General features: G+C 45.5%; 21 protein-coding genes and 27 tRNA genes. 8 read left to right on the forward strand and 40 right to left on the reverse strand.

What is annotated here, in order from left to right:
- Positions 1-106: 106 nt before the first annotated feature.
- The 3 genes from QT973_RS11795 to QT973_RS11805 are packed head-to-tail and all read right to left on the reverse strand — an operon-like array spanning position 107 to position 2090.
- The gene (locus QT973_RS11795) at positions 107-553 is read right to left on the reverse strand and encodes a peptidoglycan-binding domain-containing protein (protein WP_333312856.1); all 447 of its coding nucleotides are present in this window, start codon (positions 551-553) and stop codon (positions 107-109) included.
- 40 nt (positions 554-593) lie between these two features.
- Positions 594-1232, reverse strand: coding sequence for a ThiF family adenylyltransferase (locus tag QT973_RS11800; protein ID WP_333053571.1), 639 nt, complete (start codon positions 1230-1232; stop codon positions 594-596).
- Positions 1233-1244: 12 nt separating this feature from the next.
- Positions 1245-2090, reverse strand: coding sequence for a hypothetical protein (locus QT973_RS11805; RefSeq protein ID WP_333391372.1), 846 nt, complete (start codon positions 2088-2090; stop codon positions 1245-1247).
- A 251-nt stretch (positions 2091-2341) separates the two neighbouring features.
- Here QT973_RS11805 and QT973_RS11810 point away from each other — a divergent pair, with 251 nt between their 5' ends.
- Entirely contained in the window at positions 2342-2734 is a 393-nt protein-coding gene (locus QT973_RS11810) for a DUF4189 domain-containing protein (RefSeq protein ID WP_333053569.1), read from the forward strand.
- A gap of 143 nt (positions 2735-2877) precedes the next feature.
- Here the strand turns inward: QT973_RS11810 and QT973_RS11815 are convergent, their stop codons facing one another.
- A complete protein-coding gene (locus tag QT973_RS11815) occupies positions 2878-3219 on the reverse strand; it encodes a hypothetical protein (protein WP_333149124.1) in 342 nt (113 codons plus the stop codon).
- Positions 3220-3681: 462 nt separating this feature from the next.
- On the opposite strand from QT973_RS11815, the gene QT973_RS11820 reads away from it, so the two are divergent.
- Positions 3682-3936, forward strand: coding sequence for a DUF433 domain-containing protein (locus tag QT973_RS11820; RefSeq protein ID WP_333232552.1), 255 nt, complete (start codon positions 3682-3684; stop codon positions 3934-3936).
- 303 nt (positions 3937-4239) lie between these two features.
- On the opposite strand, the gene QT973_RS11825 is transcribed toward QT973_RS11820, so the two are convergent.
- From QT973_RS11825 to QT973_RS11985, 33 genes are all read right to left on the reverse strand, one after another.
- Positions 4240-4698 (reverse strand): DIP1984 family protein, encoded by a 459-nt coding sequence (locus tag QT973_RS11825; protein ID WP_333232555.1) that lies wholly within the window; start codon positions 4696-4698, stop codon positions 4240-4242.
- Between the two features lie 218 nt (positions 4699-4916).
- Entirely contained in the window at positions 4917-6356 is a 1440-nt protein-coding gene (locus tag QT973_RS11830) for a hypothetical protein (protein WP_333391408.1), read from the reverse strand.
- A 527-nt stretch (positions 6357-6883) separates the two neighbouring features.
- Positions 6884-6954, reverse strand: a tRNA-OTHER gene (locus QT973_RS11835).
- 209 nt (positions 6955-7163) lie between these two features.
- Positions 7164-7364: a hypothetical protein gene (locus QT973_RS11840; protein ID WP_333053565.1), complete on the reverse strand. Its 201-nt coding sequence runs from the start codon at positions 7362-7364 to the stop codon at positions 7164-7166.
- Positions 7365-7993: 629 nt separating this feature from the next.
- Complete coding sequence (locus tag QT973_RS11845; RefSeq protein ID WP_333053564.1) at positions 7994-8956, reverse strand: GNAT family N-acetyltransferase; 963 nt, start codon at positions 8954-8956, stop codon at positions 7994-7996.
- A 227-nt stretch (positions 8957-9183) separates the two neighbouring features.
- A tRNA-Lys gene (locus tag QT973_RS11850) sits at positions 9184-9257 on the reverse strand.
- A 460-nt stretch (positions 9258-9717) separates the two neighbouring features.
- The gene (locus QT973_RS11855) at positions 9718-10290 is read right to left on the reverse strand and encodes a dihydrofolate reductase family protein (protein WP_333053563.1); all 573 of its coding nucleotides are present in this window, start codon (positions 10288-10290) and stop codon (positions 9718-9720) included.
- Positions 10253-10525: a hypothetical protein gene (locus tag QT973_RS11860; protein ID WP_333053562.1), complete on the reverse strand. Its 273-nt coding sequence runs from the start codon at positions 10523-10525 to the stop codon at positions 10253-10255. The genes QT973_RS11855 and QT973_RS11860 overlap by 38 nt, the downstream gene beginning before the upstream one ends.
- A 128-nt stretch (positions 10526-10653) precedes the next feature.
- Positions 10654-10736, reverse strand: a tRNA-Ser gene (locus tag QT973_RS11865).
- Positions 10737-10740: 4 nt separating this feature from the next.
- Positions 10741-10815 (reverse strand) — tRNA-His (locus QT973_RS11870).
- A gap of 6 nt (positions 10816-10821) precedes the next feature.
- A tRNA-Ala gene (locus tag QT973_RS11875) sits at positions 10822-10894 on the reverse strand.
- Between the two features lie 208 nt (positions 10895-11102).
- Positions 11103-11179: transfer RNA gene (locus QT973_RS11880), tRNA-Ala, on the reverse strand.
- Between the two features lie 7 nt (positions 11180-11186).
- A tRNA-Arg gene (locus tag QT973_RS11885) sits at positions 11187-11260 on the reverse strand.
- Between the two features lie 101 nt (positions 11261-11361).
- Positions 11362-11459, reverse strand: a tRNA-OTHER gene (locus QT973_RS11890).
- Between the two features lie 82 nt (positions 11460-11541).
- Positions 11542-11613: transfer RNA gene (locus QT973_RS11895), tRNA-Gly, on the reverse strand.
- Between the two features lie 184 nt (positions 11614-11797).
- Positions 11798-11868 (reverse strand) — tRNA-Gly (locus QT973_RS11900).
- Between the two features lie 5 nt (positions 11869-11873).
- A tRNA-Thr gene (locus tag QT973_RS11905) sits at positions 11874-11950 on the reverse strand.
- Positions 11951-12029: 79 nt separating this feature from the next.
- A tRNA-Met gene (locus QT973_RS11910) sits at positions 12030-12106 on the reverse strand.
- A gap of 13 nt (positions 12107-12119) precedes the next feature.
- Positions 12120-12193, reverse strand: a tRNA-Leu gene (locus QT973_RS11915).
- A 131-nt stretch (positions 12194-12324) separates the two neighbouring features.
- A tRNA-Pro gene (locus QT973_RS11920) sits at positions 12325-12397 on the reverse strand.
- Between the two features lie 4 nt (positions 12398-12401).
- Positions 12402-12482: transfer RNA gene (locus QT973_RS11925), tRNA-Leu, on the reverse strand.
- Positions 12483-12505: 23 nt separating this feature from the next.
- Positions 12506-12577 (reverse strand) — tRNA-Leu (locus QT973_RS11930).
- Positions 12578-12612: 35 nt separating this feature from the next.
- Positions 12613-12686: transfer RNA gene (locus tag QT973_RS11935), tRNA-Gln, on the reverse strand.
- 5 nt (positions 12687-12691) lie between these two features.
- Positions 12692-12770 (reverse strand) — tRNA-Gln (locus QT973_RS11940).
- A 10-nt stretch (positions 12771-12780) separates the two neighbouring features.
- Positions 12781-12855 (reverse strand) — tRNA-Asn (locus QT973_RS11945).
- Positions 12856-12861: 6 nt separating this feature from the next.
- Positions 12862-12934, reverse strand: a tRNA-Phe gene (locus QT973_RS11950).
- Between the two features lie 4 nt (positions 12935-12938).
- Positions 12939-13025, reverse strand: a tRNA-Ser gene (locus QT973_RS11955).
- Between the two features lie 4 nt (positions 13026-13029).
- Positions 13030-13103 (reverse strand) — tRNA-Tyr (locus QT973_RS11960).
- A gap of 34 nt (positions 13104-13137) precedes the next feature.
- Positions 13138-13219: transfer RNA gene (locus tag QT973_RS11965), tRNA-Tyr, on the reverse strand.
- 13 nt (positions 13220-13232) lie between these two features.
- Positions 13233-13307: transfer RNA gene (locus QT973_RS11970), tRNA-Lys, on the reverse strand.
- Between the two features lie 5 nt (positions 13308-13312).
- Positions 13313-13386: transfer RNA gene (locus QT973_RS11975), tRNA-Glu, on the reverse strand.
- Positions 13387-13465: 79 nt separating this feature from the next.
- A tRNA-Cys gene (locus QT973_RS11980) sits at positions 13466-13539 on the reverse strand.
- Positions 13540-13746: 207 nt separating this feature from the next.
- A tRNA-Asp gene (locus QT973_RS11985) sits at positions 13747-13820 on the reverse strand.
- 496 nt (positions 13821-14316) lie between these two features.
- Between QT973_RS11985 and QT973_RS11990 the strand changes: the two genes are divergently transcribed.
- On the forward strand, positions 14317-15165 hold the full coding sequence (locus QT973_RS11990; RefSeq protein ID WP_333053561.1) for a biotin--[acetyl-CoA-carboxylase] ligase: 849 nt from the start codon (positions 14317-14319) through the stop codon (positions 15163-15165).
- Between the two features lie 240 nt (positions 15166-15405).
- On the opposite strand, the gene QT973_RS11995 is transcribed toward QT973_RS11990, so the two are convergent.
- Both QT973_RS11995 and pdxA read right to left on the reverse strand, forming a co-directional pair.
- Positions 15406-19017: an OmpA family protein gene (locus tag QT973_RS11995; RefSeq protein WP_333391374.1), complete on the reverse strand. Its 3612-nt coding sequence runs from the start codon at positions 19015-19017 to the stop codon at positions 15406-15408.
- 120 nt (positions 19018-19137) lie between these two features.
- Positions 19138-20235, reverse strand: a complete 1098-nt coding sequence (gene pdxA / locus QT973_RS12000) for a 4-hydroxythreonine-4-phosphate dehydrogenase PdxA (protein ID WP_333053558.1) — start codon at positions 20233-20235, stop codon at positions 19138-19140.
- Positions 20236-20589: 354 nt separating this feature from the next.
- Here pdxA and petM point away from each other — a divergent pair, with 354 nt between their 5' ends.
- From petM to QT973_RS12025, 5 genes are all read left to right on the forward strand, one after another.
- Positions 20590-20694: a cytochrome b6-f complex subunit PetM gene (gene petM / locus QT973_RS12005; protein WP_172189541.1), complete on the forward strand. Its 105-nt coding sequence runs from the start codon at positions 20590-20592 to the stop codon at positions 20692-20694.
- A gap of 197 nt (positions 20695-20891) precedes the next feature.
- Positions 20892-21869 carry an NmrA family NAD(P)-binding protein gene (locus QT973_RS12010; RefSeq protein ID WP_333053557.1) on the forward strand — a complete coding sequence of 326 codons (978 nt, stop codon included), beginning with the start codon at positions 20892-20894 and terminating at the stop codon, positions 21867-21869.
- A 1-nt stretch (position 21870) separates the two neighbouring features.
- Entirely contained in the window at positions 21871-22788 is a 918-nt protein-coding gene (locus tag QT973_RS12015) for an NAD(+) kinase (RefSeq protein ID WP_333053556.1), read from the forward strand.
- A 357-nt stretch (positions 22789-23145) separates the two neighbouring features.
- Positions 23146-23364 carry a hypothetical protein gene (locus QT973_RS12020; RefSeq protein WP_333391376.1) on the forward strand — a complete coding sequence of 73 codons (219 nt, stop codon included), beginning with the start codon at positions 23146-23148 and terminating at the stop codon, positions 23362-23364.
- Positions 23357-23749, forward strand: a complete 393-nt coding sequence (locus tag QT973_RS12025; protein ID WP_333391377.1) for a hypothetical protein — start codon at positions 23357-23359, stop codon at positions 23747-23749. The genes QT973_RS12020 and QT973_RS12025 overlap by 8 nt, the downstream gene beginning before the upstream one ends.
- A gap of 437 nt (positions 23750-24186) precedes the next feature.
- Here the strand turns inward: QT973_RS12025 and QT973_RS12030 are convergent.
- Positions 24187-24670 (reverse strand): hypothetical protein (locus QT973_RS12030; RefSeq protein ID WP_333391379.1); only part of this gene is annotated, 484 nt, incomplete at its 5' end.

A 24670-nucleotide genomic window follows, 5' to 3' on the forward strand; every position in this document is an offset into this window, starting at 1 on the left:
CAGAGTTTAAGCTTCCAGATTCATCTGTTATCGAGTAAATCTAAAATCTAAAATCTAAAATCTAAAATCGACTGACTGAGGAACCTTTGTTGTCCGGTGCTTAAAGTTACAAACTAGCAAACAGTCTGTCCCAAGTTTTGCCTCCCACAACTCCGTCTACAGGAATATCCGCTTGTCGCTGAAATCTTTTCACTGCATTTTCGGTTGTCGGGCCGAAAACGCCATCAATTACGATCGGGTGTGCGGACAAGCCCCGCGCGTTCAACAACTTTTGCAGTTTCTTCACATCTTCCCCTTTCGAGCCACATTTTAAAATCCTTTTATGGTGTCTCACTACTGGTTGATGGCAATCATCTGTGTGGCAAACTGCGGAGCTCGCTGCATAGTTGGCTCTACTTGTGCCAGTCAAAACTAATAGACCGAGAATTGCTAGTAAATAATAAAAAGTCTGTGTTCCCGCCATACTTTCCCTGTTAATTTTCTCAAGCGTTTTTTGCAAGTTTGACGATTGTTTGAGAGTGAGAAACCGGGTTTCTGGGATGGGTGCATCCAATCTCGATTCACCTGGTTTCTGGCAACAGTCAACCGACATTCTACAATATAAGTGGCTTTACTGCAAAATCTCCGATCGTGCAAGTTAAATTTTGTTGCTCTTTGGTAGCAGCAAAGGTAACAATTACTTCGCAGGCAACTGCAACTGTCAGCATTACCAAGTTTCTCGCCAGCGGGTAATCGCAAACGTCATCATTCGCGGCTGAAGGAACCCGATAGTGTTGGTTCCAAATTATTTCCGAGTAATCTGCAGCTAATCCGACGTGCACGCAGGGAAGGGAGGCACTCGCACAGTAATCCTTGACTGCTTGTCGCCCGACACTGTTATCAAAAGTATCGATGACTGTGGCGCTGACAGCAAGCAGCCGATCGACATTTGCGGGCGTCAATTCTTTTGAGTGCGCGTCAATGCTGACTCCCAAAGCGCGGTAGAGGTTGTTGGCGAGAATTTTGGCTTTGAATGCGCCGATGTCCGATCGATAATAGGGTTGAGTGGAAAGGTTGCGCTCTTCGATGCGATCGCGATCGATGACTTTTAACTGGCAAAAGCCCGATCGCGCCAGACTTTCTGTAATATTCGCACCCAAAGCGCCCGCCCCGCACACCGTTACCGGGAAATTTTTTATCTGCGACATCACGGCGGCACTTCTGTAAAGTTGTTCGTGAAAAAATATACTCATGGTAATCAAGAATTATCGATTTTCGACGACTCCAACCAATGAATGCAAGTCGAAGTCTTTGTCCAATCCGCTGAGACAAATCCCCGCACTCATAACTGTCAAGTCATTTTTGGCGATCGCAGAAGTGTGATGTTCTCCGGTTCCGCTAGTCCATTCAACTAGCCAATAATTTTCGCGATCTAAAAAATCCCGCAATTCACCGCCGCCCATTTTCAATGCCCCCTGCAAGCGCTGTTCATCCCGCACTTTTGGATCGAAATCTTTAATATTTCGGGACACCAATTCGTAAACAGTTCGCATTTCCGGCGTCATCCCTTTAAAGCGAACTTCTTGAGGCAAAATCAACTTTTTTAAAGCTGCTTTTAACTTCTCAGATGGCAGCAGATCGGCGCGCCTGTCAATCTCTTCAAACCACAAACAATGACCGTCCCAGCGCGCAACAATCGGCTCAAACTGCGAACCTTCAGTTACTAAATGGACTGGTACTGGTTTCGCTACACCCGTGCGCTGTTTAGCATCAGATTCGTTAACAGGATAAGCCAGCCAGGTTTGCCCTTGCAGCACGTAAGCCAAGTGCAAGCGAACGGGGAGGAGGAGTTGCAAATACTCGGCCACTTGCGGCAAACTCGGCTCCTCAATTACCGCAGCTATTTTCTCATTTAATGGCGCAAAAATAGCCCATCCTTCAAAGTTTTGTGGCTGCGGTACAAAAGTATAAACCATTGAGCTAACTCTTATCCGCACGCTTCCCCCACGCACGCAAGGAGCCAGAAATTGGGTATCGAGTAGGTGCGCTTCTTGGGCAGCGAGTTGGCTGATAATTTTGCGGATATCTGCCACTGAATTGACCTCCTTCATCTTACAGGACTTACGCATAGGGAATCAGAAACCGGGTTTTTTACAAAAATATTTCGTTCCCGCCCGCCGATTCGCTAAAAAACCCGGTTTCTAGGCATCGGAATGGGTAAGTCCTGTCTTAACTTTTTTACCTAACACACTTTTAAATTAAATAAATATAAAGATTCATCAATACTGTTGACGCGAATCAATACCCTAATATAATATTGAGCGAACCTCCCAATTTAACCTTGTAGATATATCGCGTAAATATGCTGCAAAAGCTTTTTTCTAAGTGGGTTGTAGTCACAGCTTTGACACTTCCTCTTTTTGGCTCAGTCCAGGTAGCTAAAGCTCAGGACAGCTATGGAGCTACTGCTTATTCTCCGACTTCTGACGCCACTGGTATTAGTTGGGATCATGCTACGGAGAAAGAAGCACTAAACGCAGCAGTAGCCGCTTGCAATGAACAAAGCGGAGGTGCTAACGACTGCGAACCGCTGACATCTAATAGTAATAATTGTGGAGCGATCGCCGTAGGCAAAGGAGGAGCAGGTGCGGGCTGGGGCGACGATAAAGCCGCAGCAGAAGCTCAAGCTCTCGCGGGTTGCAGCGAACTAGAGGGCGGCAGTTGTAAAGTGCAGCTTTCAGCTTGCAACAACTAATTAAACTGATAAAAATCGGTGGAAGAGGTGTATATATTGGCTGCTAAAACAGCTTAAAAAATAGTAAATGTATGGTGTGCATTGCACACCATACCAAATACAACTCAGCTAAAATTAGGGTACGCAATGCACACCCTACGCAGTTAATCTCCTACTTCGGAAGTAACTGCATCTGGTGGCAGCAAACTTTCTAATCTATCTTTAGACCAATATTCAGTAGGGTAAGCGAGTGCAATAATATCAGAGAGTCGAATCAGCCACGTAACTTGTCCGTAAGCATCGATATTTTCCGCCTGTTCGTTAGGGGGAACTATCACCAAAAGTTCCGCAAACTCCCCGAACAAATTAATCGGGATGCCGCCGAAACTGCTATTATTTGTTTTAATCCAAACTTTACTGCCTCGATCGAGAGCTTCTTGCAGTCGCTGGGAGAGCAAACTGGATTTTTTGACCTGGGATTTTTTGGCTTTCGACTTTTTTCCCATAGTTTTAAGAAGTTAAAGTAGTTGTATTGTGGGTTGCACTGTGGATGGCACAGTCCGTTAGACAGTGGGTTGAGATTTAGTGCGATCCTCTTAGTTGGCGTAGCCCCCGTAGGGGCGGGCTTGGCTAACGCGGTTCGGTATTGAAACGGACTGAAGGAAAAAGGGATCTCGCCCCGTCGCTACCCCATTAGTCTAGTCTATAAGAAAGTGCTGTACTGCGATCGTAATAACAATTTAATCGCAAAATCGCGAAATGACACCAGTTCCCAAAAAATGCGACTCTAGCCAAGCTTCAAACCCTTAATTCATCAGTGATTCCCAATCTAAAATCTAAAATCTAAAATCTAACATGGTATGACCTGCGGTGGCACTGTTACAAAGTCAGTCAACGAGGCCCGTGTTTCTACTGTGCCCAAATACTGTATAATCGGCGGAATCTTCCCCAATCGTTTAAGTAAAACAATGGACTGGCGAAAGCTCATTCATCCAAACCCGAAAGCTTCAACAAGTCAACCAGCAGCACCAGAAACTCGATTGTCTGTAGAATTTTTGCTAGGGCTCTTTGCTGCGGGATGGACTCAACAGCAGGTGTTAGAAAAATATCCCGCACTGACTTCGGAAAAGTTACGCGCTGCTTTGGCTGCTGCGGATTCCCACTTAGTCTCAGCCATCGCTAATCCAGAGTTACTAGAAATTATCGATCGAATTAGAGAATAATTTAAAATAGGGAAAACGCTTTCGGTTGAGGATGAAAAAAATCGAAATTTTAACCGCCTCACAGCCTTCTGGAATTCCCAATACTTTTTGCAATTGAGCAAGAAACCCCTAACCCACCCTCACCAATATCAATAGACCAGCACGCGGTAGTAACTTTAACAATGCCCTGTACGTTTGTAACAATCAAGGCTTGATTTGTGATACGGGGTTTGAACCCGCTTGGTTATGGCCTCTCAACCGTACCGTCCAACTTAACCCTGTTGGGGGTTGTGCTCGCTTCTATTGCATTGGCTACCAACTTGCTCAATCGATAAGTTCAGTATTCCAGTTTGCTTGCTGTATTTTAGTATCTAACTCCCTATACTGTCTAGACATTCGATCGATTTGCGTTTGCAGTTCACCAACGTCGATCGTACTAAAAAATTTGACTTCCGATCGAGTATAGCGGTCTTGCCTCAAAGCGCTTGCGTCAACTAAAGAATTGTAAATGCCGCGCTTAAGCGCGAGAGCATCTCTGTTAGCTAAAGCATCCGATAAAGTCAATCCATATTCCAGAGTTGTCAGCGAATTAGTCTTGTTAATTTTCTTAATTAAGTCTTCCAGTTCTTGCACCCCTGCATCTAATTCGCTAATTAGTGCTTGGGGATTTTCTGGAGGTTCTTCTCCTTCCTGTACTTTAGCACTTCTTATCAATCTGGCTCGCAGTTGTTCCATTCTTTTTTGACAGTCAGCTCTTAAAATTAAAGCTTCAGCTAGTTTCATAGTGTCTTGTCCTTCAGATCCGTGCCAATTTTAACTATATAAGTAGATTGCGATTTACCGTTGGGTGGGGGCGGGTTTACGAGATTGTCGATTATCGGCAATTATTGTCTGTGAACCCGCCCCTACAATACCGGGAATTAGATTGTAACGGAGCGCTCCAACTTGATATTACAGCCGCTTGAGACTAAGAAATAAGGTCGCAGCGTGCACCCTACATTTTACTTGTCATTCCTTACCGGCAGCGACGTATCCAGAATTTCCATCAACAATTCCAGCCGCGAAGGACGGCTCAACATCGGCACTAAATTCGGTAAGGAGTAGTAATCGCCCGCAAACGTAAAGGTTTCCACCGATACTTGTTTGTCCTTCAATTGCTTCTGGACATATTCGCACCAAGAACCAACTCGCACAATCACAACATCAGGAATTACCCCCAAACTGCGGCAGTAATTCTGATAAGCATCTGCAAAATAAGGTGCAGCGTTTTCGCCTTCATCTGTTACGATAATGAATTGCTCGACAACCTGCTTTTTAATTCGCATTGCTTCCACCGCGCAACCGCAACTTGTGCCGCCGCCACTGCGAATGTGCTTGAAAGCGCGTTCCCAGTCTGTCAATTCGCTGCCATTTGCTTGCACTGGATACGGCATCGTGTCAAAGGCATAAACGAACAGTTCAGCCTCGGAAATGCCGGAAATCAAAGCAGCGAGACGCTTCCCAACTTCGATCGCACTTTCCATCGAACCCGACTTGTCAATCAACAAACCGGTTGCTTTCGCAATCTTGCCGCGCTTCTTCACCTGTTCGTTTGTCACCGCTTCCAGCTTCGCCGCCGTTGCTGCGTCGAAGTTGGCGCCCGCGCCCGCAACACTCGCTTTGTAAGCAGAAACCCGATCGCACTTCGCCGCTTCATCCAACTTGGAATCAATCAACTGCTTGACTTCCGGGTGATCCATCGCGCCGCGCGACTGAATCGATTTCAAATTGTTGATGACTTCCTGGGGCGACATCGAGTTAATCAGCGCCGCCAAAACTGTTGGCGTTAGCTGTCCGATCGCACCAACTGCGATCGTATACGGAATCTTGTACTCAACAATCAAATTCGCCTGTTCCGCAGGTGTCGCCGCCTTTGCTAACTGCTTCAAAACGAATGCCAGAGAGTCTTCCGGCGGATTGTCTTTGAAGAGGATAGCATTAGCGCGATCGCTCGGCTTGACGTGCAGCGTTGCGTACAAATGCTTCATCGCCTTGCGGTTGCGGATGGCGGCGCGATCGAAAAACTGTGCATTCTTTTCCCGCGATTTCAGATAGCGAGTGACAGCAGTGCGCGCACTGCGGGGCACCTTATTCTGATGCTGTTTCATAAAGTCCACAATCCGCGAAACCTCGTAGGGAGGGAACTCTTGCAGCATCATAAAACCGGCATCTCGGTGTTCCGTCAGCGCCGAAGTTAGCAAATTTCCGGCAAAAACTTCCTTGTGATCGCGCACGTCGCCGTGGCGTTGATACCACACTGCTAAATGACCGTAAAAAATCGGATCTAATTCGATAATTAACTTGTGAATTTCTGCTACTTTTTCTAATTGGCGGTGAGGAGTTGTGAGGAGACTGTTGAGCATTTCCAAACGCAAATCGCGCTCTAATACATTCATATTCATTGCTGTCACCTAATATTTTGCACCTATCGCCTTAGTCCGCCAGGGATTGAAATCCCTGGCTCAAAGCTTAAGTCCTCTTAAGAGGACTGAAATGCGTGTTTAAAAATGTATTTTCGGTGATTAAAAACCAAGAAAAACAAATATCTTTAGTCCTCATAGCGAGGACTTTAGCTATTAGACAGGGATTTCAATCCCTGGCGGACTATTTCGGAGTCGAGTGACTTCAAATCTGGTTCAACCCAATTAATCCGAGCTTCCCAGGACATCAGGCGATCGCGCGTCTAGTAGCGAAATGGTAAAGTGCGATCGGCATATTTTGCAATCAAACCGTTAGCCAGATGTACGATCGAGTAATTGTGACTTTCATCGGCGAGATATCGGCCAACATTTTCTCATGGCTAATACCAATTTATTTTTGAGGACGGAAGTCTTCAATACAAACAGGATTACTTAATTATTATCCTGAATTAACCACAAGAGCTGATAGCGCCTCAAAAGTCACTTCGCGCAAGTTAAGAAAGCCATTTGCACATACGCAGGAGTTGAACCCGCGACCTTTTCTTTAAAGAGAAATGCTCTACCAATGAGCTAGTATGTAAGCTTCCTTTGTTGGGGCGCGAAGTGGAAATTTTAAGCGCCGGATAGATATAAAAAATTCAGCTATAAAAGGCAGCGCACAAGTCAGAGAAGCTTTAGCCTCGCGGCAAGTAGGAATTGAACCTACAATTCGATTTTAAGTCGAACGTATCCAGTTTGTAAGCTTCTTTTGTTAGGGTGCGCTGCCTAATACGTGCTTTAAGTGAATTTCTAGCCGTAAACGGCTTCTGGGCGAACAATTAAATCGCCACTGGGACGGCGATCGAGCACGTAAGAATCGAAGCGAGATCCCTTGACATCAAAATGATTGGCCAGACGTTCCTTAATAGCTTTGTCGCTCATTCCTGCCGCGATACCCAGTTGGTTTTCCGCCAGATCGTAGGAACGTCCTTCAAAACGAATGTGAACCATTACCGATACCTCCTAGAGCAATTTTTGATTTTGGATTAGTAGCTTATCTGCTCTCGACTTTGGCTTTTTGTGAGACGCGGGCAAATTGCCAGTATCGGTAAAGATTCACGAAATCTGATAATCTTTACTGAAAGAAGCGCCGTTCTAAATGATAAGCTTGTTTAATTTTGCGGATTTCCTCAGCCTTTTTGGTTGATTGAAATCTGGCTGAAATTTTCTGTTCTGAATCCGCATTAAATTCGTTGAAATTAGACTGATTTCGTACAACATCTGACTCGGATCGAGTCAATTTGTAACCGAACATTTTCGTATAAAGTAACAACATGACCATCGAGTCTATATTGCAAGACTTTCAAATTGATGTTCGTTGAAAATTTGAGCAATATTTAGTTGTCAAGGTTCAGAATTTGCACGAAAAATACAGGTTTTTGCTTGTCCTGCGCTTTCCATATTTATATGCTACATAAATACTACACAAGTGTCAAGGGGGTAGCAAAAGTTTTTTAGATAAAACTTACACGAGTGGCGAGAAACCGGGTTTTTTTACCAAAATATTTCGTTGCCACCCGCAGATTCGGTAAAAAACCCGGTTTCTTGGGTCAAAGGGCGATCGCAATCTGTAACATCGATCAAACATCCTTAACATAGGAAATGCTGTTGCGAATATTGTGGAAGCCAGCAGACTCGTAAAGTCGCATCGCACCTGATGAATTTGCAGCATCGACGCCGATAATAGCAGTAGCGACACCGGCAGCTTTCAGTCGATGCAAACCAGCCAGCAACATTGCTCGTCCCAATCCAATTTTGCGGAAGCCACGCCTAGTGCCGAGACAAGCAATCCAGCCTTCATTGCGCCCGGTACGATCGCACTCTTGCACACTAATCTCGCAGTAACAAAAACTGACAAATGTGCCGTCATCAGCAACAGCAATCAAGTCTAAATCATTTCTGTAATCGGGTTTAGCTAACTCGTGCTTAAATTTATCCACCGTTAAATCGTGATGATTCCAGTGATCGATAAATGACTGGTTGAACATTTCTACCCAAGCTGCCGCATCCTGTTCGCCGGGGAACTGAATGAGGGCAAAACCTTCGGGGAATTGCGGTTCTGGGATCGGTTCAGAGAGCGATCGCGCCATTCGGCAAAAATAGCGATCGGCCTTAAAACCGCAACTTGTCAGCACAGAAATGCGATCGCAATCCTCAGCGCGAGCATAGGTTCGCAGCTTCACGCGCCCGCCCCGCATTGCAGACACTTCGCGCATCCGCACTTCACCCCAGGCGATCTCGGCTGCTTCCACATCGCCTCCGCGCGCGTCGGGGTGAACGCGAAACCACAACCAACCGTCAATTACTTCCCCCGGTTCAGAAACGGACAACTGAGCAAAACCGATTAATTTTCCTTCCGCATCTTCCCAAAGGCGGATATCGCGGGCTACATCTAGGGACGGTTGGTTAAATTCTTGTTGTAATTCCGAGATGGAAGTGCCTTCATCGAGCCGATCGACTTCTTCGCAAGTATTGATTAAATGGGCGATCGCATCTAAATCGCGATCGCCCCCATAGCAGCGCGCCGAGAGATTTGCCATCATAGCTAATCACCATTCCCTGTTGTTATTCAGTTTCAAAATAGCTTGGGCGATCGCACTTTTATCGATCGGATGAGTCGATCAACATTAAAAATCCGACAACGCAAACACTCACAGTAATCCAACCGCTACCGCCATTGGCTGCTATCGTGAGCGCAAAATGAGTGGAAAACGACAAACTAGAGACAGTTTAAAGTCTCAAAGCCTTGTGAGTCGTATGTTATTGGGGATGGGAGTAGAAGGACTTGAACCTTCGACCTTGAGATTAAGAGTCACCTGCTCTAACCAACTGAGCTATACTCCCGCATCTAAGCTAGTATAACACAACCGTTTTGAAAAATCAACTATTTCTGTAAAAATTTGTGGCGATCGGTCTGACCTGACATCTTGCAGCAATATCAATAAGAGGATTTTTCGTGGGGTCGGGCGGGTTTATAGAACCTATTTGCAAGCTTTAAGGCTGTTGGCGAACCCGCCCCTACCGCTAATTGAGAATGGTGCAAGATATCAGTCTGACTCAACATTGAAACCGAGAAAATACCGCATACAATTTTTGTGTAATTCCTAGAAAATCATTTTGTAGTAAGGACTTCAGTCCTTTTTTGCCCGCAGTAATTGCAACAAATAAAGTCCTTAAGCTGTGGAGCATTTAAACCAGTAACGAGGCTAGTAGGGTGCGTCAGCTAGAACTTTTACGCTGAAACGGAAAACCTTAGATGCTGACGCACCTTACGCAAGTCCTTTAAATGCCGAACAGCTTATCGCTAATGCTTCACTCGATAATGAAGCAACATGAAACCGTTGCTGTAGATTTTGCGATCGGCAACTTCCAAATTGGTCGGCTCGATTGCACCGGAAAAAAGAGGAATTCCCGCTCCAATTACTACCGGATTTAACTTCACAATCATCTCGTCAATCTCAGAAAAAAGAGTTGCCGCTAAAGCCCCACCACCGCAGAGCCAGATGTCTTTACCCGTTTCCCTTTTCAATTCCTTAACCAATTCAACAGGATTGTCCGAAACAAGTTCAATATTCTCATCGGGACTGGCTTCCATAGTGCGCGAAAAGACATACTGCTTCAAGCTGGGATAAGGATTAGTTACACCAACATTTAGCCCTACCTCATAGGTTTTCCGTCCCATCAAAACCGCATCAAACTGCTTGTTTTCTGCACGAATGCCTCGTGCTTCCTGAAAGTGAGCCGGAAAAGTTTCAGGAAAGGAATCTAACAAATCAGCAAAATGCTCTCCGTCCATAGGGAAACAATCAAATGACCCATCTTCGCGAGCAATAAACCCATCAACTGTGCAAGCAACGTAATAGTTTAGTTTTCTCATCTTTCACGTTCATTTGGTACAACAATTTTACATCGTAAAAACCAGGACTTTTTTCATCAAAATCATCCGCAACGAAAGTAAAAATTCCTTTTTCACAGCCAAATTTACGGGACTTGAAGACCGCAGTCTTTTCATGCGACGTTTCTTTCAGTTTTTGGATTTCGTTTAAAAATTGAATATCCTTCAATAACAAAGACCACTGAATTAATTCTAATTTTATAACTTGAACTTTCATGGCTTTTATGTTGAATCAGTAGTAAATTTAGACTTATTATAAACCAATCCATCCACCGAGGAGGTACTGCCCCTCCTATCCCCGCGTTATCAGCACGGTGTCTCGCTTTTCGACTTCCGGTGGTTAAAAGGAAGATGAAGGAATCGAACCCTTACAGTTACCTGTACCCCAGTTTTCAAGACTGGTTGCCAACCATTTAGCGGCATCTTCCAAGGGGTGTCTGACGGGGATTGAACCCGCTAATAACTAGCTTCACGGGCTAGCGTCTCGACCGCTTCGACTTCAGACACCGTAAGTGGAGTCAAGGAGAATCGAACTCCTGACCTCTTGCGTGCAAAGCAAGCGCTCTACCAATTGAGCTATGACCCCTTATACTATTTTAGATTTTAGATTTTAGATTTTAGATTGGGGATGAGTTAGTGGATATGGGTTTGGAGATTCTCGACAGTTTAATTAGTTTTTTAAAGTGGTATTAAGTCGCCCATAACAAAATATTAGACGAATATTCAAGCTTCCAGATTGATTTGTGAAATCAATCTCAAATCCAAAATCCAAAATCTAAAATCTAAAATCGGTGTGGTGGATTGCGATCGGATTTGAACCGATATCTTTCTAACAGCCAGTTAGATGCTTTACCAATTAAGCTACGAACCCCAGACAGCAGGAGCGGTAGGACTTGAACCCACAACATTCGAGGTAGAAGCTCGACACTCTATCCAGTTGAGTTACACTCCCGTATTTTTTGTTAATTTGTGCGATTCCCTACGGGAATCGATCGTAATATAAAAAATTATCCATTCAAGGGAATCAACCTCCTTAAATTAAAGCAAAAACAACGAGAGTGGCAGGACTCGAACCCACAACATCCGCGTCCGTTAGCGAAGCGTGCGCGGTAGCGCATAGCGCGGCGCTCTATCCATTGAGCTACACTCCCATAAATTAGTAGTCCTGACAGGAGATTACCCCGCGTCTGCTTGTAAGGCAAACGCTCTACCATCGAAGCTCAGGACTACAAAAGCGGATGATGGGACTCGAACCCATGCGCTGAGAATGGCATACTCAGATGCTAGCCGCTACATGACATCCGCAAACCGATTTTAGATGTGAGATTTTGGATTTAACTGAGATGTTGCACCCTTGTCAATAAGCCTTTTATGAACAGGCTTTTCGGCCTGTTCCACAAAGAGTAGATTTTCTTGTGGAACAGGCCGAAAAGCCTGTTAAGCGAGAATGGTGCAAGATGTGAGATTTAACAAACCTCTCGTTTAACCAAGCGGATAACGAGGCTCGAACTCGTGCCTAGAGTTTGGAAGACTCGAATGCTACCGTTACACCATATCCGCAATTGTGGGGCTGGTGATAGGAATTGAACCTACAACCGACTGATTACAAATCAGTTGCTCTGCCTAATTGAGCTACACCAGCACAGCAGATGGCGAGATTTGAACTCGCAAAAAGGCTGTATGAAACCCTCATGTTGTTAATTACATCACACCTGCATTTTTGGTGGCGGGGGCAAGAATTGAACTTGCGGATTTGCAGCTTATGAGACTGCCAAGCCTACCCAGGCTACTTCACCCGCGATGTCACCAAATACCCCTGACTGGCATCGAACCAGCACTAACTAGATCCTAAATCTAGCGCCTCTACCGATTGGGCTACAGGGGCAAAATTGATTTTCGATTTGAGATTTTCGATTTGAGATTGAATAAAACCTCATACCCCTGACAGGCCTCGAACCTGCAAAAAACACTCGTTTTGAGCGAGTGATGTTTTCCAATTACATCACAGGGGTAAAGTCGGGATGGTTGGATTTGAACCAACGACTCCATGCTCCCAAAGCATGGCTTCTGGCCGCTGAATTACATCCCGTTCATGCTCCGGGTGAGACTCGAACTCACACTCAAAATAAAACAGATTTTAAGTCTGCCGCGTCTGCCAATTCCGCCACAGGAGCAAGTAGAAACTTAGTTGAAAATTTGGTACTCAGGAGTGAGATTTGAACTCACACAACACAATTTTTGAAATTGTGGCCTCTGCCAATTGGGCTACAGGAGTGTAATTGATCTGCTTTGGTAATAGCAGAACTGGGAAGGCAGGGGTCGAACCTGCATTTTGCCGCTTTCAAAGAGCGGTGCCATACCGATTAGGCGACTTCCCAATAATTGGGTACCGGGGTAGGCTTTGAACCTACAGAAACTCCTATTTCAGAGATAGGCGACTTTACCAATTTGTCTACCCGGCAATTAAAAAAATGGCTGCCCCAGTAGGACTCGAACCTACAACCTAGCGGTTAACAACCGCTTGCTCTACCATTGAGCTATAAGGCAACGCAATCCCCCAAGTCAGTATCGAACTGACGACCTCCTGCTCTTCAGACAAGCGCTCTACCAACTGAGCTATCGGGGGAAAACGGAGAAGGAGGGATTTGAACCCTCGACGGCTGTTAAACCGCTCTTTCTTAGCAGGAAAGCGCCTTAAGCCACTCGGCCACCTCTCCACACCGAGAACGGAGGGATTTGAACCCTCAATCTTCAGTTTTATTAACTGAGATGTTATCCGGCTACACCACGTTCTCAAGATTGCAACTGCGGATTAAATGCAGTTACAAATGGGCCGGGCTGGAATTGAACCAGCAACGCTTTAAGCTACTGTTTTACAGACAGCTACCCACGCCAATAGGAGGGCCGACCCAAGATAGAAATTTTGGTAGGTCGTCGAGGAATTGAACCTCGATCCATCCGCTTAAAAGGCGGCTGCAAAACCATTCTGCCAACGACCCACGAGAAGTGCTGACGGGAGTTGAACCCGCAATCACTTGGGTGAAAACCAAGCGGCTTAAACCATTTGCCTACAGCACTATCGATTTTAGATTTTAGATTTTAGATTTTGGATTGCTCTTTGAGATTTGAGATTGCTCCTGCGAATAAATAGGAACAGAGGTTAGGGCGGGATTTGAACCCGCGAAAATCGGTTTTGCAGACCGACGCTTTGAGCCACTCAGCCACCTAACCTGGGAGTCCCGACGAGGTTTGCACTCGCAATCTTCACGCCAGAGGGGGAGACGGCTTGACTTTTGCCTACGGGACTTTGACCCCGCCGAAAAACGGATACTTGCTTTCCGACAGGAGGTGTAGATTTTAGACCAAAGTTCCAATTCCCAGATTCTTCTCCTGTGGAGTAAATCTAAAATCTAAAATCTAAAATCTAAAATCGACTGACGGGAGTAACGAGACTTGAACTCGCAACCTTTCGCTCGACAGGCGACTGCTCTGACCGGTTGAGCTATACCCCCGCGAAAATGAACAATATTGTGTCCTTGAATTACTCAAGTTGGGACGGGGTGGCGGTTGATTCCGCGTACTACAACCCGATCGGGCTATTGTTGCCGGAGTCTACACCGCCAATGTCCACAATTATGTGACACGATTAACTTCCTATTCTGTTTTCAAGGTTCATATTGCTCGTGGGGTAAGGCTTTGAAGCTCTTTCCCCTTCGCCATACATTTATACTACGTTGCGTATTACAAGACTGTCAAGGGGGTAATACAACTTTTTTTGAAATTGGGTTTTTTAAAGGGGTGTCGATCGCTCCAACCAACCCTATGAATCCCCCAAAATCCTTATAAATCAAGAGATTTGGTGGCTAAACAGATGTTGTGGCGTAAGGTAAATCTGATGCGGAAACTGTACTACACTCCAATTTCTCTGAATTCTCGCCGTCGCGCGAGGTGGCACTTCTGGAAAATGCGATAATCAGCTTTTAGATATCAAATACTACAAATCAAACGTTGTCTGAATTGCCCTTAACTCCCGTGCCCGCAAGCCCAGAACCCGATCGCCCAAACCTCCCTCACTGGCTACACTCGTTGGATACCTGTCCAAGTACCAACAGTTGGGCGATCGCCCGCGCGGCCGGGCTCCACCACGGAGATGCAGTATTTACTAGGCGACAAACCAGCGGGCGCGGCCAACACGGGCGCACCTGGCACGCCCCAAGCGGTGTCTTGACTGTTAGTTTTGTACTCGACAACCTCAACCCCACTCTGTTGCCGGGACTCAGTTTAGCAGCGGGTTTAGCGGTGATTTACGCGATCGAAGATTTGGTTCCCGACTGTCGAGATATGCTGCGCCTGAAATGGCCAAACGATGTCTGGATCGATCGCCACAAATTAGCCGGAATTCTCTGCGAAGCCTCTTCGGGCAATGCTTTGGGTAAAACTCGCGCCGTTGTGGGAATTGGACTCAACCGCTGCGTAGATTTCGCGGCTGCGGGATTGGATGAAAGGGATCTCGGTAATGCGGTAAGCTTGCATTCTATTGCTAGTACAGTACCGGATGAACTGTGTTTGCTCGATCGACTGCGGCACTATTTACTCGAACTAGCCGATATGTTTTCTACCACAGACAAGCCAGCCTCCAAGTCCGGTTTAGCGCTACTTTTGCCGGAATTGCGCCGCCGCGATGCGTTGATTGGCTGCCCGGTGGCGATCGAACTTGCTTCGGAAACCATCTGCGGAGAAGCAGCGGGCATTGACGGATGCGGCCGCTTGTTAGTGTGTTTGGCGGGCGATCGAATACAAGCCTTTACCTCCGGGCGAGTTCGATTAATTCAAGAGGAAGAAGTCATTAGTCAGTAGTCAGTAGTCAGTAGTCAGTAGTCATTAGTCATATCCTGTCGATTACCCGCAATCAGGTAGGGGCGGGTTCACCAACAATACCTGCCAATAATTGACCATCTCAAAAACCCGCCCCGACCGGGATATTATGGTTAATCGATCGGACATGATATTAGTCAGTAGTCATTAGTCATTAGGGAAAATGCCCAATTAACAATTCCCAATTACCAATTACCAATTCCCAATTCCCCATTCCCAATTTTAATTGATCACCTCAAATACTACCAATCTGCTCAGCCACAGCGGTTGATTGGCCTCCACACCTTCGGGACGACCCTTAGTAGAAGCAACTTGTATTCTGTTGCCATTTATCCCTTGTCTAACCAAAATATTTTTCACATTTGTCGCCCTTTCCAGTGCCAACTTTTGAGTTTCTACCGGAGTGCTTTTAAAATCGCTGTAGCCAATTATCCTTAAATTCTTCGTGCTATTTTTCTCCATATATTCCTTGACTTTGCTAAGCTTTTGTGCTACGTCTTTCGCCTGCAAACTTGCCGAACCTACACCGAAATACACGCGAACTGGCATTATTATCTTTGGTGGCGGTGGAGTTCCTATTATCACTGTATTTGTTACCGACTTCACCCCCGGAATTGTCTCAAAAGCTTGAGTTATTTTCTGAGCATCTGGCGCTTTGCTTACGCTGCCTGCAATGGCGACTTTTCCCTCTGCATAGCGAGCGGAGATATTAATGCTTTCTACTTTATTCAAAAGAGCTGCTGTCCGCTTGACATCGGCTTCGACTAAAACCGGATCTGGAGGTACTTCAACGGCTATAATTTTATTTTCAATTCTTGATTGGGGAGCCGCTTGCTGAGCGATTTTTTCCGCTTTCGATCGCAGATTTTGATTCGGCACTCGTCCCGAAATCTCCAATACTCTATCTTTAACATCAGCCACGAGGCGATAAACTGATAAATCGGGAGCAGATTGTAATGCTAAATTTGTATCTGCTTCTAAGCTCGCTGCAACTGAGCTGCGGTATTGATGAATTCCCCAAGGTAGGCCAATTAAACCTAACGCTGCCAAACCGATCGTGGGTAAAATTGGACGTTTACGAGATTTAACTTTTACCTCTGTATCGATTAATTTTTGCAATTTCGAGTTTATTTCGGGTGGCACAGTGGCTGGATCGCCGTTAAATGACTGAATTTGAGCTCCGTATTCTTGAACAATATTGTTGAATATCGATCGCATTTTATACTTAAACCACTGGCGGGTTTCTCCTTGCATCACTACTGCCAGATAACACGAACCCGCAACTTCCAATACTATGGTAGATGTGCCGTATTCTATAGCATCAATCTCTGCAATATTTCCTGACTGAGATATACAATCGTTGACAAAAGCCCGAATAGCAGTCAGCATCCCCGCTACCATATCTGATTCTAGCTGTTCGCGTTCAGACTTCTGCACTGCTGAAATTACTAAGCCCGATCCTGCTTGAATTAAAAAGACAGCTTTCACACTCAGTGGTGTTGTTTCTTTCATCAGCAATTCTGCTTCAGAAATGCCCTGTATTTTGGCTTTGATTTTGCGACTAATTCCCTCTGGACTTAAAGCTGATTCTAGTTTTTCATTAATCTCCCCCATCATCTCGGCGATGTATTTTAAAATCGTGCTGCCGATGATGGGATAAAGTGCATCCGACATTGCTTCTCGCTTGAGATGAATTTGCTGTTTGATAGCAGCGGCCATTTCCGGCGCGATCGCCATTGCAATTTCATCCGGCGATTCACTCATTCTGTGGCTGATTCCCACAGTCAGAGCCGGCGATATGGCTACTCCCATCGATTGTCTATTTTCTCTGGATTTGGTATTAATTATTTCATCAATTATCGGACTTATGGTTTCGACAAATGATTGTCTCGACTCATTAATGGTTTGGAGCATCATTTCGGGAAACATGATTTTAATTCGGGCGAGTAATTCTTCCCGATCGCCTCCCCATTCCGCATCAGTAATTTTGCGATCGAGTTCCCCTACTTTATCGTTGAGTCTGTAATTATAACTTACAACTTCATCTAACAATGGTAAAATAGATTCGATGACCGACTTTTGTAGTTGGGCGTGATGGCTAACCATCAGCTCGTCAATCAAAGGTTTCAGTAAATCTGTAAACAAGTCTGTGGATTCATAAATCCGGTGTTCGATCGCCACAATCTGTTGTTCGATCTTCGCGAGTCTTTGATCGATCCTTTTATTCTGAATGATGGCATCGACAGCCGGGGCGATCGCAGATTCTATCTCTAGCTTTGCTTCCCCGATGTTTCGGGACAGCATTTCTACAATCACTGGCATTATTCTTGCCATCAACCCTTCTATCTCGGCTAAAACTTGCTGCTGAACTTCGACAATCTTAGTTTCATTATTTAATATTTGTGCTGCAATACCGCTGTTTTGAATAGCCGTGTTGACACCAGGTGCGATCGCCTCTCTCACCTCTAACTTTGTCTCCTCAATTTTCCGGTTCAGCGACTCAATCATTAACGGCATTAGCCTTGCCATTATATCTTCCGGCTGAGTTTTTTGCTGTCGTTGAAGATTATTTAGTCTACTTTCTACGTCGCTCAATTTGCCTTGAACTTCTCTTTGAAGAATTGCTGATTCTATCAAAGGTTGGATCGTCGCTGCTACTTGTAATTTTGATTCATCGATTTTCTGATTCAGCAAATCAGTTATTGCCGGCATTAGCATCGCCATTATCTCTTCAGGCTTCTGAGTTGGCGACTGTTGCGTAGCCAGTCGGCGTTCGATGATGCTCAATACTTTTTCTTCTATTTCTACCCAAGCTATTCTTACCTGTACTGAGGGGGCAACAGCTTCTACAACCTCTAATTTTAATTCACTAATTTTGCGGTTCAGTAAATCGCTAACTACTGGTACTAGCTGCTTGATTAAATCTTCCGGTTGCTGCTGGTAACGCTGCTGAATATTTGCAACTCTATCTTCAATTCTTACTACCTGTTCTTCAAGTCCGTTTTGATTGTGAATTACTTGATTGACTCTCGGTGCGATCGCCGAAGCTACCTCTAACTTAGACTCCTCTACCTTACGGTTTAGCAGATCTCCCACTACTGGCATCAGCCGTTGGATTAAGTGTTCTGTATTCGGCAGGGGTTGCTGGTTAAAGTTAGCAATTTGATTTTCCCAATCTGCTAATTTAGCCTCCAACTCGATGCGATTAATTTTATTATTGTTTGCGAGGTCGATCGCCTTTTTTAATTCCGACTTCAACTCCTCTAATTCTTCTCTCACCAACTCAGGAATTAACGGTTTCAGTAAAACCATCAACTCTTCTGGTTGAGACATCAGCTTCTCAAAATTTTCTAACCTTTGTTCCACGCTCAAAACATTACTGTAAAATTCCGGCAAATCCCTTTCAAACAGTAGTTGTTGCAACTGCTTAAACTGCTCAACTGCTTGTTCTAATTCTTCCTCCGACTGCCGATTATTTTTAGCTACCTTCCCGGCTATAGATAAATCTGGTTCCTCATTATTGTTTTCTCGTCTTTGAGAAGGTATCTCTTCATCGTTAGTTAATACTTCCGGTACAATACTCGGTGATTCGATCAGGAAAGACAATTGTTTGCGCCGATTCTCCTCATCCTCTAATCGCTGAACAGACTTTTCCGAAAGCGGTAATTTCAACTCGCTTGGCTCTTTTTTTGATTTCTTTAATAACTGAAATTCAGTCAATATGGTTAGCAATTCCTGAAGTTGCTCTCCAGCTTTAGAACTTGCCAGAGTTGCATCAGAAACCTCTTTTTCTGACTGATATATTTTGCCGGAATTATCATTAAATGCTGCCATACTGCGCTACCAAAAGGTGATTTTAACCGACCGAATAAAAATGCCAGCTTGCTTGCCGCCTCACCCCAGCGAAAATCAATAGGAATGACACAATTTTTCCGAGTGTCTGGCGTACTAAAGCTATCGCCCTATTTTAACTGCTGTTCTGCGACTAGCCAACTGGGCCGCCAACTGCAATGCTGCCTTCATGCTGGAGGCATCTGCAATCCCTTGACCTACAATATCAAAAGCTGTGCCGTGATCGGGAGATGTGCGGACAAAAGGCAAGCCAATTGTAGTGTTGACTGCTTTATCAAAAGCCATCAATTTTACTGGAATCAACCCCTGGTCGTGGTACATTGCCAAGTAACCGTCGTGAGCTTCCTTGGCTAAACCGTACCAAACTTTAGCCGGTTTTACCCACAGGGTATCGGGGGGGACTGGCCCGTCTAACTGCACTTGAGGAAAGCGATCGCGCTGCGTTTCCAACCAAGGTATCATCCAGTCTTGCTCTTCATTTCCCAGTTTGCCATTTTCGCCGCTGTGAGGATTTAAGCCAGAAATCGCAATTTTCGGTCTTTCCAGCCCAAAATCTTCCCGCAAACAGTCTATCAGTAATTCTAGTTTTTCACTCAGTAATTCTGGACTCAAAGCATCGGGGACTTGACGGAGGGAAATATGTGTGGTAGCGAGTAAAGTTACCAGCGTCCAGCCACTGTGGGGAGATGTGGCGGCAAACAGCATTCCGAACCGCTGCGATTTTGCCCTTTCTGCGAGGAGTTCTGTTTGTCCGGGATAATTGTAACCGGCAGCCTGCCAGCAAGTTTTGGAAATCGGGCCGGTCACGATCGCGGAGAATTCGCCGGCGATGGTACGGGCGATCGCACTTTCCATGTAAGCAAAGCTAGCCGCCCCGCTAGCTGCATTCCCGACACCGGGGACTATTTCGCCCCACTTGTTGTCTGGTTCAATATCAATAATATTTAATGTTTCGGGATTTGCCGCTTCTGCTGCGGGATTGGTCGATCGCAACTTATCGTAAGTTTGCTGCAAAACTCTCCTAGAACCTATAACCGTCACCTTCAAAGCAGCAGCGGGATCTGCCAATGCCTTGAGAATCACTTCCGGGCCAATTCCCGCCGGATCTCCCAGAGTTACAGCTAGTTTGGATTCCCGATCGAGACTCAAGGCAGTTTTCTCCAACAAAATACAGGAATTTCGGCACTGAAATTTTAGCATTCATGTACCGGGTTGACCCAAATTATATTATCTTTATCAGAAGATTGGGTTTAAAACCCCGTCTTTTTAGGACGGCTTTTTCCATTTTCAAGTAAAATAACACATTTATCTAAACAAATGAATATGGTACAATAAGCAGATCAGACAAGATTTAAAAACCTACCCCCGGACTGGGGGAAAGTCTACGCCCAAAACATTCACAGAGGAGATATGACTACACACCTATGTGCTTTTCGTGGTCAGCCTGGGAACCCTATTACTAGGGATATTAAGATCGAAATGTCTTAAGAATCCTCGTGCCTTCAGGGCGAGGAGTGTCAATTAATGCGATCGCCCAATTGAACAGATAAAATCATGAATCCTGAAATTTTCAATGCAGCCTTTTTGTCCTTTTCCCTAATTTTCGTGGGTATAGGTGGAGGCTTCCTCCTGCTCAAATTGCAAGGCGGCGAAGAATAAGTTTTTTTCAACCAATCCTTCAAAAGCCTTCTACCTTCTGCCTTCTAGAGTCTACTTGCTGCCGAAAGCAAGCCTTCTGGCGAATATCTCAAGCCTAAAATGAGAAAATTTCAGGTTTTTGTTAAGTTTTTATAAAAAACTTAACAAAAACCTGATACCATCTTATTGAAAGTTTAAGATTCATAATTAATCCCTAGATGACTTTATTGATTTTAGGTGCCACCGGCACTCTCGGCCGCCAAATAGCCCGCCGCGCCCTAGACGAGGGCTACCAGGTGCGCTGTTTAGTCAGAAGTTACAGAAAAGCTGCCTTTTTGAAAGAATGGGGCGCTGAACTCGTACCGGGGAACCTTTGCCAGCCAGACAGTCTGCCTCCGGCCCTAGAAGGCGTCACTGCTATCATCGATGCAGCAACAGCCAGTGCAGCCGATTCTGTCAGCATCAAAAGAGTAGACTGGGACGGAAAAGTATCGCTGATCCAAGCAGCAGCAGCAGCAGGCATCAAGCGTTACATATTCTTTTCCTTTCTCGACGCTGAGAAATATCCCCAAGTCCCCTTGTTGGAAATCAAGCGCTGTACCGAATTGTTCTTAGCAGAATCCGGTTTAGACTACACAATCTTGAGACCTTGCGGCTTTTTGCAAGGACTGCTGAGCCTGTATGCAATGCCGATTTTGGACAATCAGGCAGTCTGGCTGCCCAACAAGCCATCCGCCCTTGCCTACATGAACACTCAGGACGTTGCTAAATTTGCCGTCCGGGCCCTTTCCGTTCCCGAAACCGAGAAAAAAAGCTTTCCGGTGGTGGGAAATCGCGCTTGGGATGCTGACGAAATCGTGCGGTTGTGCGAACGGCTGTCAGGGAAGGAAGCCAAAATTACGCGCACCCCGGATGTCTTGTTGCAGGCTACTCGTAAATTAGCTACCTTCTTTCAGTGGAGTTGGAACGTAGCTGACAGATTGGCTTTTTCAGAAGTTTTGGCAGCCGGAAAACCCTTGAAAGCTCCGATGGATGATGTTTACAGTGTCTTCGGAATCGACCCTAAAGAAACTACTACTTTGGAGTCTTATCTCGAAGAATACTTTAATCTGATCATGAAGAAGCTCAAGGAAATAGAGTACGAGCAGCTTAAGACTAAAAAACGGAGTAAACAAAAAATGCCCTTTACATTTTAAAGTGCCGAAAGCTGGGATTATATACAACGACGTTAAACCTGTGGCTTGTCGCATCGCCGCAGAGTTAGAAGACAAGCTGACTGCCCGCGGCTGGGAGGTTTGCTCGGTTTCTGGTTCGGGAGGAATTCTGGGCTATTCTAGCCCCGATCGCCCCCTGTGCCACACTCAGATCGAACAACTCGTCCCCCCCGGTTTTGACAGCGACATGGAGTTTGCAGTGGTTTTGGGCGGCGACGGTACGGTGCTGTCGGCATTTCGCCAAGTCGCTCCGATTGGAGTGCCGCTGTTGACTGTCAATACCGGTCACATGGGCTTTTTAACAGAAACTTACCTGAACTTGCTGCCGCAAGCTTTGGAAAAGGTAATCGCTGGAGAATACGAAATAGAAGAAAGATCAATGCTGGCGGTGCGGCTGTTTCGAGAAAACGACTGCCTCTGGGAAGCTCTTTGTCTCAATGAAATGGTGCTGCACCGGGAACCGCTGACTTGTATGTGTCATTTTGAAGTGGCGATCGGGCAACACGCCTCTATTGACATTGCCGCAGATGGAGTCATCATCGCGACTCCCACAGGATCGACGGCTTACGCGCTGTCTGCCGGCGGGCCTGTGATCATTCCCGGAGTGCCGGTGTTGCAGTTGCTGCCTATTTGCCCGCATTCAATGGCTTCGCGGGCTTTGGTGTTTTCCAACACCGAGCCGATCAAGATTTTGCCGGCGAGTCCGACCCGCCTGGTAATGGTGGTAGATGGTAACGGCGGATGTTATGTTCTGCCCGAAGATTGGGTGCAAGTCGAGCGAGCTCCGTACCCAGCCCGCTTTATTCGGGTGCAATCTTTTGAGTTTTTCCACATTTTGCGGGAAAAATTGGGCTGGGGCTTGCCTCACATTGCTAAACCGAGTTCGGTTGAGTTGCCTTGATATTTGTTGGTAATAAGCGGAGGGCTAAAGTCCCGTCAATCGATTTTAGATTTTCGATTTTCGATTTTCGATTGACTTGCGCGAGATAAATGCGGGGGCTTGAGGATTTTCGATTTTCGATTTTGGATTGATTCCACGGATAAATCACGTGGCGGGTACCATCAAGAAATTCGTGGTCACTTCGGCTACGCTCAGTACGTCGCCTTTTAGGGCGGCTTTTTCTTTGTTTTTGGGCAGGATAAAGTTTGATCGGAATCTCCTACGGAATCCTTAATTCTCGATCGAGATTCCGAACCATCTCCAAACTCAGGCAGCGTTTATGATAGATGTATTCTCGTACTTCTGGGAGTTTAAACCATGTCTCTCGCTGAGTTAATACCTTTGGTGAACAATCTGAGCCAGTCAGACAAATTATCACTCTTCAAACTCCTAGCAGTGCAAATCCCAGACGCTGAACTACAAGTCATCTTTTCTGCATCAGAGTATCCGGTTCGATCGCCCTACGATGCAACGGAAGCGGCAAACATTATGATGCAGATGATTCGAGACGATCGAGAGGCATCTACTCATGCCTAGTTCGATCGAGTTTCCCTTTTCTGACGATGAAGCATTACCCACGATTCCCATCACTCTGATTCATGCAGGCTTTTCTGTCTCGGCGAATGCACTGCTAGATACTGGGCCTGCGGTCAATCTATTACCTTATGACATTGGTCTGCAATTGGGTGCAATTTGGGAGGAACAAACTGTCCGCTTGCCATTGGCTGGAAATCTGGCAACGGTTGAGGCGCGGGGTGTATTTGTAGATGTTCAAATTGGGAATTTGGAACCCGTTCGCCTAGCATTTGCTTGGGCACAAGCCTCTCAGGTTCCATTAATTCTCGGGCAAACCAACTTCTTTCGAGAATTTGATGTTTGTTTTGTGCGATCGCGAGGCACGATCGAAATTATTCGCTTCTAATAAGCATCGATGCAGAACTCGGAGTTTTATTTAGCTTAACTCTCGATCGAGCTTCCGAACCATTTCCCAAGTCAGGCAGCGTTTATGAGATAACGATAAAGTTGTGTGGCGGCAGACAGGTTAGAGCACCCACCGATAACCTCTGTTCCCTCCGCACCAACGCAGTGTTAGGCGGGCTTCAACAACTTAACTATCCAATAGAGCCTTTAGAACTTCCTCCGGTGAGACTTGAACTAGATTTTCAGTCGTGACAGGTTTGTACTGGTGACTCAACTCAATCATTCCGCCAACAGCGTTTACAAGCCTAAGTTGACGATAGAAAGACGGATTTGACCATGCCGGCCCTTCAAGAACACCATAATCGTTTGTACCTTTAATTTTGTAAAAGGGTTTACTCATTTCTGTCTAATCCTATTTACTGTTGATTGAGTTTTCCATTATTCTTGATTTCTTGAATATATCTCTTGAAATGGTTTAAAATGTATTGCTCTAGCACTCGTCCCCTGGTTTCTCAAACGGAGTTCCTGACAAATAATTGTATAAATTTCTGGAGGAAATCCCCCAGTAAACAGCCATCTTGTACCTCCATCTTCCATTGTCACAATACCTGAGATAGTTGGATACCTACGACCAAGTTGATTTATTCTAATATAGTCTGAGAGTTGCGTACTATGTGTAAAACCTAAAGGACCCAGATCCTTTAGTAGTCGATATAACTCATAAGCCATCGTTGTATGTAAGCGCTGATACTTCTTAGCTATTTTTAGAATTTGATAAACCTCCGCTGCATCTAAGTCATCGCCATACTTCTTAGCTATTTTTAGAATTTCATAAACCTTCGTTATATCTAAGTCATACTTCTTAGCTATGCTTAGAATTTCATCAACCTCCGCTGCATCTAAGTCATACTTCTTAGCTATG

The organism is Microcoleus sp. Z1_A1 (assembly GCF_036700305.1).
Lineage (GTDB): Bacteria > Cyanobacteriota > Cyanobacteriia > Cyanobacteriales > Microcoleaceae > Microcoleus.

Coding starts and splice junctions, on each gene's coding strand:
- QT973_RS12010 (WP_333053557.1), top strand. CDS start 20,892: ATGACTTTATTGATTTTAGGTGCCACCGGCACTCTCGGCCGCCAAATA.
- QT973_RS11830 (WP_333391408.1), bottom strand. CDS start 6,356: ATGAATATGAATGTATTAGAGCGCGATTTGCGTTTGGAAATGCTCAAC.
- petM (WP_172189541.1), top strand. CDS start 20,590: ATGAATCCTGAAATTTTCAATGCAGCCTTTTTGTCCTTTTCCCTAATT.
- QT973_RS12020 (WP_333391376.1), top strand. CDS start 23,146: ATGTCTCTCGCTGAGTTAATACCTTTGGTGAACAATCTGAGCCAGTCA.
- QT973_RS11840 (WP_333053565.1), bottom strand. CDS start 7,364: ATGGTTCACATTCGTTTTGAAGGACGTTCCTACGATCTGGCGGAAAAC.
- QT973_RS11855 (WP_333053563.1), bottom strand. CDS start 10,290: ATGAGAAAACTAAACTATTACGTTGCTTGCACAGTTGATGGGTTTATT.
- QT973_RS11800 (WP_333053571.1), bottom strand. CDS start 1,232: ATGAGTATATTTTTTCACGAACAACTTTACAGAAGTGCCGCCGTGATG.
- QT973_RS11810 (WP_333053569.1), top strand. CDS start 2,342: ATGCTGCAAAAGCTTTTTTCTAAGTGGGTTGTAGTCACAGCTTTGACA.
- QT973_RS11825 (WP_333232555.1), bottom strand. CDS start 4,698: ATGAAACTAGCTGAAGCTTTAATTTTAAGAGCTGACTGTCAAAAAAGA.
- QT973_RS11995 (WP_333391374.1), bottom strand. CDS start 19,017: ATGGCAGCATTTAATGATAATTCCGGCAAAATATATCAGTCAGAAAAA.
- QT973_RS11845 (WP_333053564.1), bottom strand. CDS start 8,956: ATGATGGCAAATCTCTCGGCGCGCTGCTATGGGGGCGATCGCGATTTA.
- QT973_RS11805 (WP_333391372.1), bottom strand. CDS start 2,090: ATGAAGGAGGTCAATTCAGTGGCAGATATCCGCAAAATTATCAGCCAA.
- QT973_RS11820 (WP_333232552.1), top strand. CDS start 3,682: ATGGACTGGCGAAAGCTCATTCATCCAAACCCGAAAGCTTCAACAAGT.
- QT973_RS11860 (WP_333053562.1), bottom strand. CDS start 10,525: ATGAAAGTTCAAGTTATAAAATTAGAATTAATTCAGTGGTCTTTGTTA.
- QT973_RS12025 (WP_333391377.1), top strand. CDS start 23,357: ATGCCTAGTTCGATCGAGTTTCCCTTTTCTGACGATGAAGCATTACCC.
- QT973_RS11815 (WP_333149124.1), bottom strand. CDS start 3,219: ATGGGAAAAAAGTCGAAAGCCAAAAAATCCCAGGTCAAAAAATCCAGT.
- pdxA (WP_333053558.1), bottom strand. CDS start 20,235: ATGCTAAAATTTCAGTGCCGAAATTCCTGTATTTTGTTGGAGAAAACT.